A 15,442-nucleotide genomic window follows, 5' to 3' on the forward strand; every position below is an offset into this window, starting at 1 on the left:
TATAAAATTTAAGTGCTGTGGATAACTGGACTTCCGAATCAGCGACGTCCAGCTCCAGCGCCTAGCGCCTAGTGGACTTCCCTCCCCGTGTCTACGATAAGTCAACATCGAATCGCTTACGCTCTTCGTGTATCCTTTATCTCACACGGGTCAGTCCAGTCCATACGGCACTAAACAGGGCGCTTACGCCTTTGTTCAGGAAAGTATAATTCTTATTTTTACTGCTTTAGTGCAACTAAGCTTCATCTTTTAACCCTAAGTCAAGTTTTCTGATGTTGTAATAAAATTATTCGCATAAACCAGATATCATTGATATAATTGTAGCGTGAAAACGTTTTACACATTAGAAGCAGATTGTTAAACATACTGCAGTCTATTATGGGTTGAAGTTTTACTAATACTTGTCGTAGAATGTTAAGAGGAGTTATTAGTACCTGTTGTTAATTTGTAATAAATGAAGGGGTGCCAGACATGTTAAAAGTACAGGAAATACGTGAATTAATAAAATTAGTAGATCAATCAACAATTGATGAGTTTAGTTACGAGACAAATGGAACGACTGTTACAATGAAAAAGTCTAATGACAACCAAGGTGTTAAGTTGAACGAAGCTTATGAAGTACCTGCAGAAAAACCTGCAGAAAAGATTAAAGCAGAAGAACCTAAAGCACCTGAAGAGAAAAAAGCAGTGAAACAATCAGAAACAGAACCAGTTGAAAAAGAAAAAGCAACAGACTTCGATCACGAAATTGTTTCTCCAATGGTAGGTACGCTGTATATTGGACCTGATCCGGAAAGTGATCCGTATGTCAAAAGTGGATCTAAAGTCGAAAACGACTCTGTTGTTTGTATTGTAGAAGCAATGAAACTATTTAATGAAATTGAAGCAGAAGTTTCAGGTGAAATCGTTGAAATCTTAGTGGAAGATGGCGAATTAGTAGAATATGGTCAACCACTATTTAGAGTAAAGACTAAATAAGGGGATGTAGCGTGTGATTAAAAAGCTGTTAATCGCAAACAGGGGAGAAATAGCTGTTCGTATAATACGGGCATGCAAAGAAATGGAAATTGAAACTGTTGCCGTATTTTCTGAAGCAGATAAAGATGCATTGCATGTTCAGTTAGCAGATGAAGCTTATTGTATTGGACCAACGTTAAGTAAAGACAGTTACTTGAATTTCACTAATATCATGAGTGTAGCTACCTTAACCGAAGTTGATGCAATTCATCCTGGCTATGGCTTTCTTGCTGAAAATGCTGATTTTGCAGAAATCTGCAAGGCGTGCAATATTAAGTTTGTAGGCCCCACTGCCCAATCCATACAAAAAATGGGGATAAAAGATGTTGCCAGAGAAACGATGAAAGCTGCTAATGTACCCATTGTGCCAGGGTCAGAAGGTATTATCGAAAACGAAGAGGAAGCCATTAAGATCGCAAATGAAATTGGTTATCCTGTAATCATTAAAGCAACAGCTGGTGGCGGCGGAAAAGGTATTCGAATTGCTAAAACAGAAGAAGATTTGATTAAAGGAATCCGAGTAACACAAAAAGAAGCTGAAAAAGCTTTTGGGAATCCAGGTGTGTACATAGAAAAATTCATAGAGGACTTTAGGCATGTTGAAATTCAGGTATTAGCCGACCAGCATGGAAATATTGTACACTTAGGTGAAAGGGATTGTACAATTCAACGGAGACTTCAAAAGTTGATCGAAGAAACACCATCCCCAGCCATTACACCTGAAATTCGTTCTAAAATGGGTGAAGCTTCTGTAAAAGCCGCTAAGGCAGTTGATTATGTTGGTGCAGGAACAATTGAATATATTTTCGATCGAACTAGTCAATCATTTTATTTCATGGAAATGAATACAAGGATCCAAGTCGAACACCCTGTAACAGAAATGGTTACTGGAGTGGACTTAATTAAAGAACAGATTAGAATTGCGAATAATGAAAACTTATCATTTAAACAAGATGAAATCGAATTTGATGGATGGGCAATCGAATGTAGGATCAATGCAGAAAATCCTTTCAAAAACTTTATGCCTTCACCTGGGAGAATTGAAATGTACTTACCACCTGGTGGATTTGGGGTACGAATTGATTCTGCTGCATATCCTGGTTATAGCATCCCTCCATTTTATGATTCAATGATTGCGAAGTTAATAACATATGGTCCTACTCGTCAAGAAGCCATAAACAGAATGAAGCGCTCTTTGGATGAATTTGTTGTAGAAGGTGTCGATACGACAATTCCATTTCATCGCCTTATAATGGATAACGATGTATTTGTAAAAGGAGACTTCAATACGAAATTCCTTGAGGATAATCCAATTGTACAGAAGAAGGAAGATTAAAGGAGTGAAAAGATGAGCGAACAGCCATTATTGAACGTAAGTGACGATTCGAGCCTAGGTAAAGTTGAAATTGCACCTGAAGTAATTGAAGTAATAACTGGTATAGCGTCTTCTGAAGTAGACGGTATATCATCAATGCGGGGTAATTTCGCAACTGGAGTTGTGGAACGCTTTGGTAAAAAGTCACATGGTAAAGGTGTGAAAGTTGAACTTACCGAAACTGGAATACTTATCGATTTATTTGTTGTTTTAAACTTTGGAGTATCTATTCCAAAAGTAGCACAACAGCTTCAGGAAAATATTAGGCAAACATTAAAAAATATGACAGCACTGGAAATTGATGAAATTAATGTGCATGTAGTTGGTATCCATATGGAAGGTGCAGAGGAAAACGAATAAAAATCAAGGTCAAAAGAAGTAAATTCTTTTGACCTTAATTTGTTTTCTATGAAGGTTTATTTCATTTAGGTTGTGGACAACAGTATAAGGGTGTATAAGAAACAAATTCCTAGGTGATTTCCTTTAAAAATTAGCTAAGATTTCTGTGATTGGTTTGATTCTAGCTTTGCATACACAATCATGTTATTATTTGGGATAGATATGGAATAAAAGGAGCTATGAAAGATGAACCGACATACAGCTAGAGAAAAGGCATTTCAAGTACTTTTTCAATTGGATATTAATGATAACAACCCTGATAAAGCAGTGGAAGAACACCTTGAAACAATAGAAATAGATGCTTTTTTAATGAGTCTTGTTAAAGGTGTAACAGAAAAAAAGGCGGGTCTTGACGATATTATTTCTTATCATTTGGAAAATTGGACAATTGATCGAATCGCTTCAGTCGAGAAAACAATCTTACGTATTGCTATTTTGGAAATTAACTATATAGATGATATCCCAACAAATGTATCTATAAATGAAGCGGTAGAATTAGCTAATATGTACGGTGATGAAAAATCAGGGAAATTTGTAAATGGTGTTTTGTCAAAAATCATTGCATAAAGGGGGATACAGCTGTGTCTGCTGACATAATTAAAGGAAAAGAACTAGCACATAAACTAAAAGAGGAAATGAGTAAGGAAGTACTTTTTCTAAAGGAACAAGGGTTAGTTCCACATTTAACTGTAATATTGATTGGAGATAATCCCGCTTCAAAGTCATATGTTAATGGAAAGAAAAAAGCCTCTGGGGAAACCGGCATATCTTCTGATGTTATAGAAATGGGGGTATCTACTTCTGAGAAAGAGTTGTTGATGAAAATACAGGAATTAAATAATGACCCATCTGTCCACGGAATTTTAGTACAACTCCCACTCCCAGAACACATAGATGAACAACATGTAATCGAAGCTATTAGTCCAGCTAAAGATGTTGATGGTTTCCATCCAATAAATATTGGACGAATGATTACAGGTGAAGACACATTTTTACCTTGTACTCCATATGGAATATTAACAATGTTAAAATCATACGATATTACAATTGAAGGAAAACACGCTGTCGTTATTGGCAGAAGTAATATTGTTGGAAAACCTATTGGTCAATTATTATTAAATGAAAATGCTACCGTTACATATTGCCATTCAAAAACAACCAATTTAATAGATTTCACATCAAAAGCAGATATATTAATTGTAGCTGTTGGAAGACCTAATGCAATACGTGAAGAACATATCAAAGATGGCGCTGCAGTTATAGATGTTGGAATTAATCGCTTAGAAGATGGTTCTTTAACTGGAGACGTCGACTTTGACGCTGTATCCGAAAAGGCTTCTTATATTTCACCTGTTCCTAGAGGCGTAGGACCAATGACGATAACAATGCTCTTGCAAAATACGATCAAAGCAGCTAAAGGATTGTCTAAAAGTGAAAGATAATTATCTAACTGTTACTGCACTAACAAAATATATCAAACGAAAGTTCGACACTGATTCCCATTTAAAAAATATTTGGCTAAAAGGTGAAATATCCAATTTTAAACACCATAGTCGAGGACATATGTATTTAACTATAAAAGACGATAATACAAGAATACAAGCAGTAATGTTTGCAGGCAATAATCGTACGTTAAAGTTCACACCTGAAAACGGTATGAATGTTTTAATAAAAGGTGAGATCGGTGTTTTTGAGCCGTATGGTCAATATCAGTTGTATATCCAGCAAATGGAACCGGACGGAATTGGATCTTTATATTTAGCATTTGAACAACTTAAAGAGAAATTGCATAAACAAGGCTTTTTTGATAAAAGCCATAAAAAAGAACTCCCGAGGTTTCCTAAAAGTATTGGTGTTATAACTTCACCTACCGGAGCAGCTGTTCGTGATATTGTTACAACAATAGAAAGAAGATATCCAATTGTAAAAACTACTGTAATCCCTGTACTTGTTCAAGGACCAAATGCAGTACAATCTATTTACAACGCAATAAACTCAGCTAACCAGCAAGGTGGTTTTGACGTTTTAATAGTTGGGCGTGGCGGAGGTTCCATTGAAGATTTATGGAGTTTTAACGAGGAAAAAGTTGCAAATGCAATTTTTCAATCATCGATACCTGTGATATCAGCAGTTGGCCATGAAACCGATATTACAATTAGTGATTATGTCGCTGATTTACGTGCTCCTACCCCCACTGGTGCTGCAGAGGTTGCAGTACCATCTCAACTTGAATTGACTGATAGAATTAACGGAATGCAACGTTCACTAACAAGAATGATGAACGAAAATGTACTGAGTTCCAAACAACATTTGAATCGTATAAAACAATCCTATGCATTCCGATATCCCGAACATTTAATAACCCAAAAAGAGCAAGAATTGGATAAACATGTTGAACGTCTTGAGAAAACGTTTAATTCAGAGTGGAAAAAGAAAAAAGACGCACTTATTAATATAAACACAAGATTTGAAGCACAGCACCCAGAGCGGCAGATTGAACGTGCTAGGAAGGAACTGAAGCTGTTCATAAAGCAAACTAATTATTTGATGGACAAAATAGTAGAACAGAAATCAACCAGCCTAAATAGTGCTATTGAAAAACTATCGTTATTAAATCCGCTTGAAACGATGAAACGTGGTTATGCCATACCATATGCGCAAAAAGGCAATATTATTAATTCTATATATGGTGTAAGTGAAAATGACCAAATCGACGTTAAACTATCAGATGGCACACTTGAATGTCGTGTATTAGACGTAAAGGAGGAGAACAATGGATAAGGAAAACAATATTTCATTTGAAGAAGCAATGGTACAATTAGAAAAAATTGTTGGAAAGTTAGAAGAAGGCGATGTTCCATTGGAAAAAGCAATAACTTATTACCAGGAAGGGATGAAGCTTTCCAAAGTATGCAGCGATAAATTAACAAATGTTCAAGAAAAGATGACACAAATTATGAATGAGCAGGGCGAACTTGAATCATTTGAGGTACAGGAGGAAGAATGATTGTGCAGCAAAAGTTAAATGATTTTATTAATGAGAATAAATCAATGTTACAAGAAGAAATGAAAACCCATATGCACAATTTGGACATTCCTGTTCGCTTAAAGAAATCCATGCTATATTCCATAGAGGCTGGAGGAAAACGCCTTAGACCTATATTATTGCTGGCAGGCTTTAAGGCATATGGTACAAACATGAAAAAAGTATTATCCACTGCGATAGCTCTTGAAATGATCCATACGTATTCACTTGTTCACGATGATTTACCAGCAATGGATGATGATGATCTTCGTCGCGGCCAGCCAACAAATCACAAGGTATTTGACGATGCAACAGCCATTTTAGCTGGAGATGCTTTATTAACTTATAGTTTTGAACTAATTACAAATGATTCCTACTTATCAGATGCGCAGAAAGTATATATTACCAAACTTCTTGCAGAAGCAAGTGGACCTAAGGGTATGGTGGCAGGTCAAATACTTGATATGGAAGCAGAAAAGAAAGAAATTACCCTTCAAGAACTGGAAACAATTCATACACTAAAAACAGGAGAATTACTTAGGTTTGCAATTAGGTCTGGAGCATACATTGGGCAAGCAACGGATACACAGGTTGAATACTTAGATGAATTTGCTTATTATTTAGGATTAATATTTCAAGTACAAGATGACATTTTGGATGTAACTGGGGATCCGGATAAAATTGGTAAACCCGTGGGTAGTGATGAGGCTAACCAAAAAAATACATACCCAAAATTACTGGGGTTAGATGGAGCTATAGAGAAAAAGCAATATTATGTAAAAATGGCAAAAAATGCTTTGAAAAATGCGAATGCCGAGATATCTTATTTAATGTTGCTTACAGATTATTTTAGCAATCGTGATTATTAAGCACTTATTAGAATTATTTCTAATAATATGGTATAATAAAATTATAATAGGAATGGTGCAGTATTCTAGTCAGTCTTCCGTTTCTGAAGGCGGGCCTAAAAATCCGCCAAAGGGCACATCGATGAAGTTCCTTGTGTTGGCTTGAGGCGCCCAGCCTTGGGTCAGTGCTGGGAGTTAAGGTTTTCGGGCGATCCACAAAGGCATGTGGGCGTTGACCCGATTACCGCGGAGGCCCATATCTGTGGTGATAACTAAGCCTAGGGATCACTATGGAATGGGGTATGAACCTGTAGAATAGGGAAAGGGACACCTTATTTGCAGCGTAGCCTGCCTTGAGTGGTGGTGAGGGGATTAGAGTCGTAAATAACAAGCCAAGTGGCCACTAGCTTGATTATTTTTATCTCTATGAAATCAACACTGCAAAAGAGGCTAGGGGGCGGTTAAAGACTGCTGAGGAAATCTCCTAGACTGTTCCAAAGACATTTAAAAGGGAATATAGTGCGGACTAAGTGGTAATCCAGTCTAGCTTTGGGAAACCAAGCTAAGATGATATTAAAGGGGAACCGCCTGTTTGGTAACAATGGGTTGTCATCTGGGAAAACCTACTGGACCTAAAGCCGCAATTTTAACCTTTTAAATGACCATTCCTAATTTACATATCCAAATTAGTTAGAGGTCGAAAATGAAATCACAAATAAGAAAATCAGTTAAATTTAGTTTAATTATTGCCGTTATCACATTTGTGTTAGCGGCTATTTTTTCAATAATCTCATCCTCTATCTTAAGTGAAGTAGCCTGGATTGTAGGTTTAGTCATTGTATTTATCATCGTATTAATTGGAGTCGTTTTCGACATGCTAGGTATAGCATCAACTGCAGCAAATGAAGCGCCGTTTCACGCAATGGCAGCGGAAAAGGTAAAAGGTGCTAAAGAATCAGTTATTATAATTCGAAATGCTGATAAGTTTGCTAGCTTTTGTAATGACGTGATTGGCGATATATCTGGAATTGTTAGTGGTACGGCATCTGCAATAGTCGTACTCCAAATAGCTAACCTTTTTGGACAGGGTGACGGTTCAACAATACAAATCGTATTATCAGTATTAATTACCAGTTTTGTTGCAGCATTTACAGTGGGTGGAAAAGCAATTGGCAAATACTTAGCAATAAATGCTTCGACTAAAATAATATCTTTTGCAGGGAAGGTTATAGCCTTTATAGAAAGTAACTTTAAAATTCGCATACTGCCAAAAGAGAAAAAAAAATAATTGGTTAAATGACTTTAGGTACACATTTTTTTAAACATCCAAATAATTACGCAGAGGAAACTTTTTAATGGCTAAAAAACGTTTAGATATTATGTTAGTAGACAGAAAATTAATCGAAACTAGAGAAAAGGCAAAACGGGTAATTATGGCTGGGTTAGTGTTCTCTGAGCAGCATAGACTAGAAAAGCCTGGAATGAAGGTTGATGAAGATATTCCAATTACAGTAAAAGGAAAGACGCTTCCATATGTGGGCCGTGGCGGATTAAAACTCGAAAAAGCATTAAATTATTTTGCTATTTCTCTCGAAGACAGAATTATGGTTGATGTGGGATCATCAACAGGTGGATTTACCGATTGTGCATTACAAAATGGTGCACGACTTTGCTATGCGATTGACGTAGGATATAATCAATTAGATTGGAAATTAAGAAATGACGAACGTGTGGTGGTAATGGAAAAGACTAACTTCCGTTATGTAACTCCTGAAATGATAAGTTATGGTTCACCTGACTTTGCAACAATAGATGTATCATTTATTTCTCTGTCAATAATTTTACCAGTTCTAAGCCAATTATTAAGAATCAATAGTGACATAGTTGCATTAATAAAGCCGCAATTTGAAGCTGGAAGAGATCAAGTCGGGAAAAAAGGAATTATACGTGATAAAAGTGTACACCTTGCTGTATTAAGAAAAATTACAGACTTTGCTGAAAAAGAAGGATTTGAGTTAATTAGTCTAACCTATTCTCCTATTACAGGAGGCGAAGGTAATATAGAATTTTTGGCTCATTGGGGCTGGAAAACTGAAAAAGAAGGATTTAGGCCATCAGATATTGAATTAGAAACAATAGTAGACGATGCCCATCAGGAATTGACAATAACCAAACAAAATTATTAGTAGTATATGGAGGCTTTCCATGAGTAAAATCCAACGTCATATTAAAATACGCGAACTAATTACCGATAGTGAAATAGAAACGCAGGACGAGCTGGTTGATCGATTAAAATCACTTGGCTACAATGTAACCCAAGCTACAGTATCACGAGATATTAAAGAATTGCATCTTGTTAAAGTTCCATCAGTGAATGGTGATTATAAATATAGTCTACCGGCAGATCAACGATTTAATCCTTTAGATAAATTGAAGCGCTTAATTACAGATGCTTTTGTTAAAATTGAACATGCTAGTCATTTTATAGTATTAAGAACGTTACCTGGAAATGCTCATGCCATTGGCGTTTTAATCGATAATTTAGAATGGGAAGAGATTATGGGAACCATCTGTGGTGATGATACATGTTTAATTATTTGCAGAACGGAGCAGGATTCAGATTCTATTAAGAATCGTTTTATAAGTATGCTTTAGTAATGGGGGGACATATGTGTTAACAGAACTGTCTATACAGGATTTCGCTATTATTGATAAAATATCTATTACATTTAATGAGGGTCTTACTGTTTTAACAGGAGAAACTGGTGCAGGTAAATCAATTATTATTGATGCGGTGCAATTACTTGCTGGTGGCCGAGGATCAGTTGAATTTGTACGGCACGGGACGAGTAAAGCAGAAATTGAAGGCTTGTTTACTCTCGACTCTAAAGATCACAAAATTTATGCTACAGGCAATTATTATGGTATTGACATCCAAGATGAAATGGTTGTATTACATAGAACTATTACTGCGAGTGGAAAAAGTATTTGCCGAGTGAACGGTAAATTAGTAACATTGGCAATATTAAAAGAGTTTGGAAAGTATTTAATTGATATACATAGTCAACATGAAACACAATCACTTATGAATTCAGAAAATCATATCGACTTACTCGACCAATTTGATGAAAAGAAAATTAATAAATCTAAAGATGAATACACCAAGTTATATGAAAAGCTCTCATCACTAAAAAAGCGTTATAAAGAGTTAAGTGAAAATGAGCAGGAAATGACACATCGTTTAGATTTACTGCAATTTCAAATTAGTGAACTGGAACAAGCTGAGTTAGTTCCAAACGAAGATGTCGAGTTGAGCGAAGAACGTAGTCAATTAGTGAACTTTGAGCGAATTTATACAGGACTCCAGGATGCATATAATGCTCTCTATGGTGAACAAAAAGGGATCGAATGGTTAAATGAAGCGAATCAAGCACTTCAAGATAACCAGGAATATGACTCTTTTATTGCTGAAAAGGCTGAGGAAATGTCAAATCATTATTTTTTGATTGAAGAACTTATGTATGATTTACGTAATTATATTGATACATTACAATATGACCCAGGACGACTTAACGAAATTGAGTCTAGATTAAATGAAATAAATCGCTTAAAGAAAAAATATGGGTCATCTGTAGATGAAATTTTGGAGTATATGGGTAAAATTGAAGAAGAAATCGAACAAATAACAAACAAAGACTCACATTTATCCAAGTTGGCAGAAGAAATTAATGGAGTTAGTCAGGATGCATACTTGGAAGCAAAACAATTACATGATTTGCGAAAAAAAGCAGCCCAATCATTGAAGAAAGATATTCAAAAAGAGCTAAAAGGTCTCTATTTGGAGAAAGCTTCTTTTTCAGTTCAATTTGATACCAAAGAAAGTACAGAACAGAGAACCTTTAAAGAAAATGTTAAATTGCATAAAAATGGTTTTGATTATATACATTTTCTAATTTCAACTAATCCAGGTGAACCACTAAAAGAATTAAATAAAACTGCTTCAGGTGGTGAATTATCACGGATTATGCTTGCGTTAAAGAAGATCTTTGCAAAGCATCAGGGTGTTACAAGTGTGATTTTTGATGAAGTTGACACAGGTGTTAGCGGTCGAGTCGCTCAGGCTATAGCTGAAAAAATTTACCAAATATCAAATCAATCACAGGTCTTATGTATCACCCATTTGCCACAAGTTGCTGCAATGTCAGACACACACAAGCTTATTAAGAAATTGGAAAAAAATAAAAGAACCTCAACTGAAGTGTTAGAACTGTCAGTAAAACAAAAAACTGATGAGTTGGGCAGAATGATTACTGGAACAAAATTAACAGAAACTGCTCAAAAACATGCTAATGAATTACTTGAATTAGCATCAACCTATAAATCCAAAATTTAATGGATAAACTAGAAACAAAAGCCAGATGCTATACTATCTGGCTTTTTTATTTACACTTATAATGTATTTCTTACTGCAAAAGTATAACGTTAGCTTTTGAAAGTAAAAATTTCGCATTCATAAAAGCTTTTAACGAAATTTTAGGTTTTCCAATACATATTGTTCCCCAATTTACTAAAAAGGAAATGTTACACATCTTTTCTTATTTTTCACCAGTTTAAAACACATGCAGTTAGGTCAAATTAGAAGTACAGAGATGAATAAATTATTGGTATGGGTTAGGAAACGAGGAGAGTGAATTGGGTGAAGCATATAAATAATATTCGAATATGGGTAGGTGTCCTGCTGTTAACCGCAGTTTTGGCAGTACCATTTATAACACCAATCAAAGATTACCTTGCCATTCCTAATCAAGTTGTAACATTTGATAACCAACCTTCATCTATAGATGTTCCAGTCCTTGGGAGCAATGTAGATATCGGTTCCTCGGGTAATAGTAACCACACTATTGATTCCTCCGAATTTTATGCAAAAGAACCTGGAAATAGTCAGCTCATTTATGAAGTCGCTGGACTTCCAATAAAAAAAGTGGATGTTTCAGTACTTGATGATATTCGTGTGACTCCTGGAGGTCAATCCATTGGTGTACAACTTCATACATTGGGAGTACTTGTAGTTGGACATCACCAAATTAAGAGTGGTAATGGAATGTTGTCACCAGGGGAAGATGCAAATATCCAAGTGGGTGATGTAATTCTGAAAATAAATGGCAACGAAATTAAAAAAATGAAAGATGTAAAACCGTATGTAGAAAAAGCGGGGAAAGAAAATAAAAAGCTTGAGCTAACGATTAAGCGGGGAAAGGAAACGATTGAAACGACATTAGACCCTGTTAAGGATAGTAAGGAAGAGGAATATCGTATTGGACTCTATATAAGGGATTCCGCTGCAGGTATTGGGACAATGACATTTTATGAACCAAAGTCCAAGAAATATGGAGCGCTTGGACACGTAATTTCCGATATGGATACACAAAAGCCGATTGAAATTCATAATGGAACTATTGTCCAATCGAATGTAACTTCAATTGAAAAAGGAAACAATGGTACACCAGGTGAAAAACAGGCTAAGTTTTCGGTTAAAGATAATAAAATTGGAAGTATCACCAAGAATAGTCCGTATGGTATTTTTGGCGAGTTGAATAGTCCGATAAAAAATGGAAAATATGACAAACCTATGCCTATCGCACTTTCTCACCAGGTCAAAGAAGGTCCAGCAAAAATCCTTACAGTTGTTGAGGGTGAGGAAGTTGAAGAATTTGAAGTTGAGGTCGTAAGTAGTGTGCCGCAAAACTTTCCGGCAACTAAAGGAATGATTATTCAAATTACGGACCCTGAACTCTTGGAGAAAACTGGTGGTATTGTTCAAGGAATGAGTGGTAGTCCAATTATTCAGGATGGTAAAATTATTGGCGCAGTGACGCATGTATTTGTTAATGATCCAACCTCAGGATACGGTGTTCACATTGAATGGATGCTACAAGAAGCAGGAATAGAAATATATGATGAAAAAGATAAAGCAAGCTAATAAAAAGGGCTTGTTATAGGAAATCACCTATGACAAGTCTTTTTTATGTTATACTTTATATATATTTTTCGACAAAACTGTCACATTTTTGTCAAATTATATCGAATTATATCGATAAAGCAAGATAATAAGAGAAAATCAAAGTTAATGCAAAAAAAACCAAAGTTTTTTGATAAAAAAAAGGATATTTGAATCTTATGTCGAATATGTTACTTGGATAAAGTTCGAATTACATAAAAGGAGGAAGTTTTAGTGGAGAAAATTTCAGTTTGTTTAGTCGATGATAACAGGGAACTTGTTCAGCTGATGGAAGAGTACTTTGAAGATCAGCAGGATATTGAAGTTATTGGTGTTGCGTATAACGGAAGAGAATGTCTGGAAATGTTGGAGGAGATGCAGCCGGATGTTTTGGTTTTAGATATTATCATGCCTCATGTAGATGGTTTGGGAGTGTTAAATACTATTCGTGGCACAGAAAGGGAAAAATATCCTAACGTAATTATGCTTACTGCTTTTGGACAGGAAGAAGTTATGAAAAAAGCTGTAGATTTAGGAGCGTCATATTTTATTTTGAAACCGTTCGATTTGGATAATCTTTCTGATCAAATCCGCCAAGTACAAGGAAATATCACATTACAATCAAGTCCTAAAAAGGCAAATAATAAAGAGCGTAAGAAAAAGGATTTAGAGGCAAGTATAACTAATATAATTCATGAAATCGGTGTTCCAGCACATATTAAAGGTTATATGTATTTAAGGGAAGCCATTACAATGGTTTATAATGATATAGAACTATTAGGTTCCATAACAAAAGTTCTCTATCCAGATATTGCAAAAAAATTCAATACTACAGCATCACGCGTGGAACGAGCTATCCGTCATGCAATTGAAGTAGCGTGGAGTCGTGGTAATATTGATTCGATATCAGCATTATTCGGTTATACCGTTAGTATTTCTAAAGCAAAGCCTACGAATTCAGAGTTTATTGCCATGGTAGCTGATCGATTACGATTGGAACATAAAGCAAGTTAAGATATAAAAAACCTGTATGTAAATAGCATTCACATACAGGTTTTTTATTTTGTATCGCCAGATATTTTTCTTAACTACCAAAAAAAGCATTGTATAAGGACGGTATTGCGCGATCCAATCCTTCAGACTGAATACCAAACATAATTGACACTTCAGATGAACCTTGGTTAATCATTTCAATATTAACATGTGCGTCCGTAAGTGCGGTTGTTGCTTTTTGTGCTATACCTAAAGTACTCACAATACCCTCACCAACAATCATTATCATAGCGAGGTCTCGATGAAACGTAATTCTGTCAGGGTGTAACTCATCCTTGATTCTGTTTACTATTATTTCCTCTTTAGCAGCTGACAGTTGGCTATTTCGAATTATTACTGACATTTCATCAATTCCTGATGGAGCATGTTCGAAAGAGATATTTTCTCTCTCTAATATTTGCAGTAATTTTCGTCCAAATCCAACTTCACGGTTCATTAAATATTTACTTACATATAAACTTGAAAAGCCTTTAGAACTTGCAATCCCAACGACACACTTTCTGCTCTTATTTTTTTCAGAGACAATCATTGTTCCCGGAGCATCTGGGTTATTTGTATTCTTTATACATACAGGTATTTTTTGTTGAAATGCAGGGATTAGTGCTTCATCGTGAAATACGGAAAAACCAGCATATGATAATTCACGCATCTCCTTGTATGTTAAAGTAGTAATTTCTTTCGGATTTGATACGATACTCGGATTTACAGTATAAACTGAATCGACATCGGTAAAATTTTCATATAATTTCGCTTTAATTCCTGCTGCAACAATTGATCCGGTAATATCTGAACCTCCTCTAGAAAAGGTCATCAGTTTTCCTTCTTTTGTAAACCCGAAGAATCCAGGAATAACCGCTATTTCGTCATACTGGCGTAATTTATAAAGCTCTGAGAAGCTTTCTGGTAATATCTGTGCATTGCCAGGTTCATTACTGACGATAATTCCTGCATCTTTTGGGTTCAAATAACGTGCATTTAATCCAATTGTTTTTAAGTATTCACTTACTAGTTTGGCGCTGCTGTCTTCCCCAATGGATTTCAACGCATCCATCTTCATTTGGTCCGATTCGTTATTGTTAATAATTGCCTGTATATTATTCTTAATATCATCCAGGATCGTTGGGGAAATTCGGAGTTCCTCTACAATCTCTGAAAAGCGATTCATTATAACATTTAAATTATCCGTATAAGGCTTGTCTTGGAAAGCTATATTTCCTAATTGAATAAGAAGATCTGTCATTTTGGTATCATCTTGGTGCCTTTTACCTGGAGCAGATACAATTACAAGTTTTCTTGCAGGGTCACTTTTAATAATTGCTCCAATTTTCTTAATTTGATTTCCATTTGCTACAGAACTTCCTCCAAATTTTGCTACTTTCATTTTTTCTACCACTCCAATAAATTTTTATTTCTTTTTATATTAAAATTATCTTCTCTTCTTTTTATTCTGTTGTCTTTTTCGGTCGCGATGGACAATAAATCCACCGATGAAGGCGATTCCACCTAAAAATAATATAAAACCAGCTGCAAACTGTATTCCAATATTGAAGAATATTGGGTGAACATCATCAAACAATGTGTCGCGAATAAGCTTTATACCAAATGCAGAAACAAGCCCTGGGATAAGTAATAATAAAACCGCAATTATACGAATCATGTTTCTTCCCCTTTATTAGTAAATCATCATTTTTTTAGTATAGCAAATATTATAAGAAATAGGAATAAAT

16 protein-coding genes are annotated in these 15,442 nt (G+C 35.4%); 14 read left to right on the forward strand and 2 right to left on the reverse strand.

The window, feature by feature from the left end; all coding sequences use genetic code 11:
• The first annotated feature begins 471 nt into the window (after positions 1–471).
• The 14 genes from accB to spo0A all read left to right on the forward strand — a co-directional run bounded on the left by accB (position 472) and on the right by spo0A (position 13,676).
• Positions 472–978, forward strand: coding sequence for an acetyl-CoA carboxylase biotin carboxyl carrier protein (accB, locus tag J2Z82_RS16260; RefSeq protein ID WP_209481876.1), 507 nt, complete (start codon positions 472–474; stop codon positions 976–978).
• Positions 979–991: 13 nt separating this feature from the next.
• Entirely contained in the window at positions 992–2,353 is a 1,362-nt protein-coding gene (gene accC / locus J2Z82_RS16265) for an acetyl-CoA carboxylase biotin carboxylase subunit (protein ID WP_209481877.1), read from the forward strand.
• 12 nt (positions 2,354–2,365) lie between these two features.
• A complete protein-coding gene (locus tag J2Z82_RS16270; RefSeq protein WP_092492607.1) occupies positions 2,366–2,752 on the forward strand; it encodes an Asp23/Gls24 family envelope stress response protein in 387 nt (128 codons plus the stop codon).
• A 225-nt stretch (positions 2,753–2,977) separates the two neighbouring features.
• Positions 2,978–3,358 (forward strand): transcription antitermination factor NusB, encoded by a 381-nt coding sequence (gene nusB, locus J2Z82_RS16275; protein WP_209481878.1) that lies wholly within the window; start codon positions 2,978–2,980, stop codon positions 3,356–3,358.
• A gap of 14 nt (positions 3,359–3,372) precedes the next feature.
• Positions 3,373–4,233, forward strand: a complete 861-nt coding sequence (folD, locus tag J2Z82_RS16280; protein ID WP_209481879.1) for a bifunctional methylenetetrahydrofolate dehydrogenase/methenyltetrahydrofolate cyclohydrolase FolD — start codon at positions 3,373–3,375, stop codon at positions 4,231–4,233.
• Positions 4,223–5,572: an exodeoxyribonuclease VII large subunit gene (gene xseA, locus J2Z82_RS16285; RefSeq protein WP_209481880.1), complete on the forward strand. Its 1,350-nt coding sequence runs from the start codon at positions 4,223–4,225 to the stop codon at positions 5,570–5,572. Before folD ends, xseA begins: the two co-directional genes overlap by 11 nt.
• A complete protein-coding gene (locus J2Z82_RS16290; protein WP_209481881.1) occupies positions 5,565–5,798 on the forward strand; it encodes an exodeoxyribonuclease VII small subunit in 234 nt (77 codons plus the stop codon). Before xseA ends, J2Z82_RS16290 begins: the two co-directional genes overlap by 8 nt.
• The gene (locus tag J2Z82_RS16295; RefSeq protein WP_209481882.1) at positions 5,795–6,685 is read left to right on the forward strand and encodes a polyprenyl synthetase family protein; all 891 of its coding nucleotides are present in this window, start codon (positions 5,795–5,797) and stop codon (positions 6,683–6,685) included. The genes J2Z82_RS16290 and J2Z82_RS16295 overlap by 4 nt, the downstream gene beginning before the upstream one ends.
• A 682-nt stretch (positions 6,686–7,367) precedes the next feature.
• Complete coding sequence (locus J2Z82_RS16300) at positions 7,368–7,952, forward strand: hypothetical protein (RefSeq protein ID WP_209481883.1); 585 nt, start codon at positions 7,368–7,370, stop codon at positions 7,950–7,952.
• 67 nt (positions 7,953–8,019) lie between these two features.
• Positions 8,020–8,850 (forward strand): TlyA family RNA methyltransferase, encoded by an 831-nt coding sequence (locus J2Z82_RS16305; protein ID WP_209481884.1) that lies wholly within the window; start codon positions 8,020–8,022, stop codon positions 8,848–8,850.
• 19 nt (positions 8,851–8,869) lie between these two features.
• Positions 8,870–9,319 carry a transcriptional regulator AhrC/ArgR gene (gene ahrC, locus J2Z82_RS16310; RefSeq protein WP_092492614.1) on the forward strand — a complete coding sequence of 150 codons (450 nt, stop codon included), beginning with the start codon at positions 8,870–8,872 and terminating at the stop codon, positions 9,317–9,319.
• Between the two features lie 16 nt (positions 9,320–9,335).
• Positions 9,336–11,057: a DNA repair protein RecN gene (gene recN / locus J2Z82_RS16315; RefSeq protein ID WP_209481885.1), complete on the forward strand. Its 1,722-nt coding sequence runs from the start codon at positions 9,336–9,338 to the stop codon at positions 11,055–11,057.
• 303 nt (positions 11,058–11,360) lie between these two features.
• A complete protein-coding gene (gene spoIVB, locus J2Z82_RS16320; protein ID WP_342453655.1) occupies positions 11,361–12,644 on the forward strand; it encodes a SpoIVB peptidase in 1,284 nt (427 codons plus the stop codon).
• Positions 12,645–12,896: 252 nt separating this feature from the next.
• Entirely contained in the window at positions 12,897–13,676 is a 780-nt protein-coding gene (gene spo0A, locus J2Z82_RS16325) for a sporulation transcription factor Spo0A (protein ID WP_209481887.1), read from the forward strand.
• 70 nt (positions 13,677–13,746) lie between these two features.
• On the opposite strand, the gene J2Z82_RS16330 is transcribed toward spo0A, so the two are convergent.
• Together J2Z82_RS16330 and J2Z82_RS16335 are read right to left on the reverse strand one after the other, a co-directional pair.
• Positions 13,747–15,096, reverse strand: coding sequence for an aspartate kinase (locus J2Z82_RS16330; protein ID WP_209481888.1), 1,350 nt, complete (start codon positions 15,094–15,096; stop codon positions 13,747–13,749).
• A 45-nt stretch (positions 15,097–15,141) separates the two neighbouring features.
• Entirely contained in the window at positions 15,142–15,372 is a 231-nt protein-coding gene (locus J2Z82_RS16335; protein ID WP_209481889.1) for a DUF2627 domain-containing protein, read from the reverse strand.
• Positions 15,373–15,442 lie beyond the last annotated feature (70 nt).

Origin of the sequence: Virgibacillus litoralis (assembly GCF_017873675.1) — a bacterium.
GTDB classification, from domain to species: Bacteria; Bacillota; Bacilli; order Bacillales; family Amphibacillaceae; genus Lentibacillus; species Lentibacillus litoralis.

Excerpts from the sequence above, each read along its gene's own strand:
- J2Z82_RS16335 (WP_209481889.1), bottom strand. The coding sequence starts at position 15,372 with ATGATTCGTATAATTGCGGTTTTATTATTACTTATCCCAGGGCTTGTT.
- J2Z82_RS16295 (WP_209481882.1), top strand. The coding sequence starts at position 5,795 with ATGATTGTGCAGCAAAAGTTAAATGATTTTATTAATGAGAATAAATCA.
- J2Z82_RS16300 (WP_209481883.1), top strand. The coding sequence starts at position 7,368 with ATGAAATCACAAATAAGAAAATCAGTTAAATTTAGTTTAATTATTGCC.
- J2Z82_RS16270 (WP_092492607.1), top strand. The coding sequence starts at position 2,366 with ATGAGCGAACAGCCATTATTGAACGTAAGTGACGATTCGAGCCTAGGT.
- J2Z82_RS16290 (WP_209481881.1), top strand. The coding sequence starts at position 5,565 with ATGGATAAGGAAAACAATATTTCATTTGAAGAAGCAATGGTACAATTA.
- J2Z82_RS16330 (WP_209481888.1), bottom strand. The coding sequence starts at position 15,096 with ATGAAAGTAGCAAAATTTGGAGGAAGTTCTGTAGCAAATGGAAATCAA.
- nusB (WP_209481878.1), top strand. The coding sequence starts at position 2,978 with ATGAACCGACATACAGCTAGAGAAAAGGCATTTCAAGTACTTTTTCAA.
- accB (WP_209481876.1), top strand. The coding sequence starts at position 472 with ATGTTAAAAGTACAGGAAATACGTGAATTAATAAAATTAGTAGATCAA.
- J2Z82_RS16305 (WP_209481884.1), top strand. The coding sequence starts at position 8,020 with ATGGCTAAAAAACGTTTAGATATTATGTTAGTAGACAGAAAATTAATC.
- ahrC (WP_092492614.1), top strand. The coding sequence starts at position 8,870 with ATGAGTAAAATCCAACGTCATATTAAAATACGCGAACTAATTACCGAT.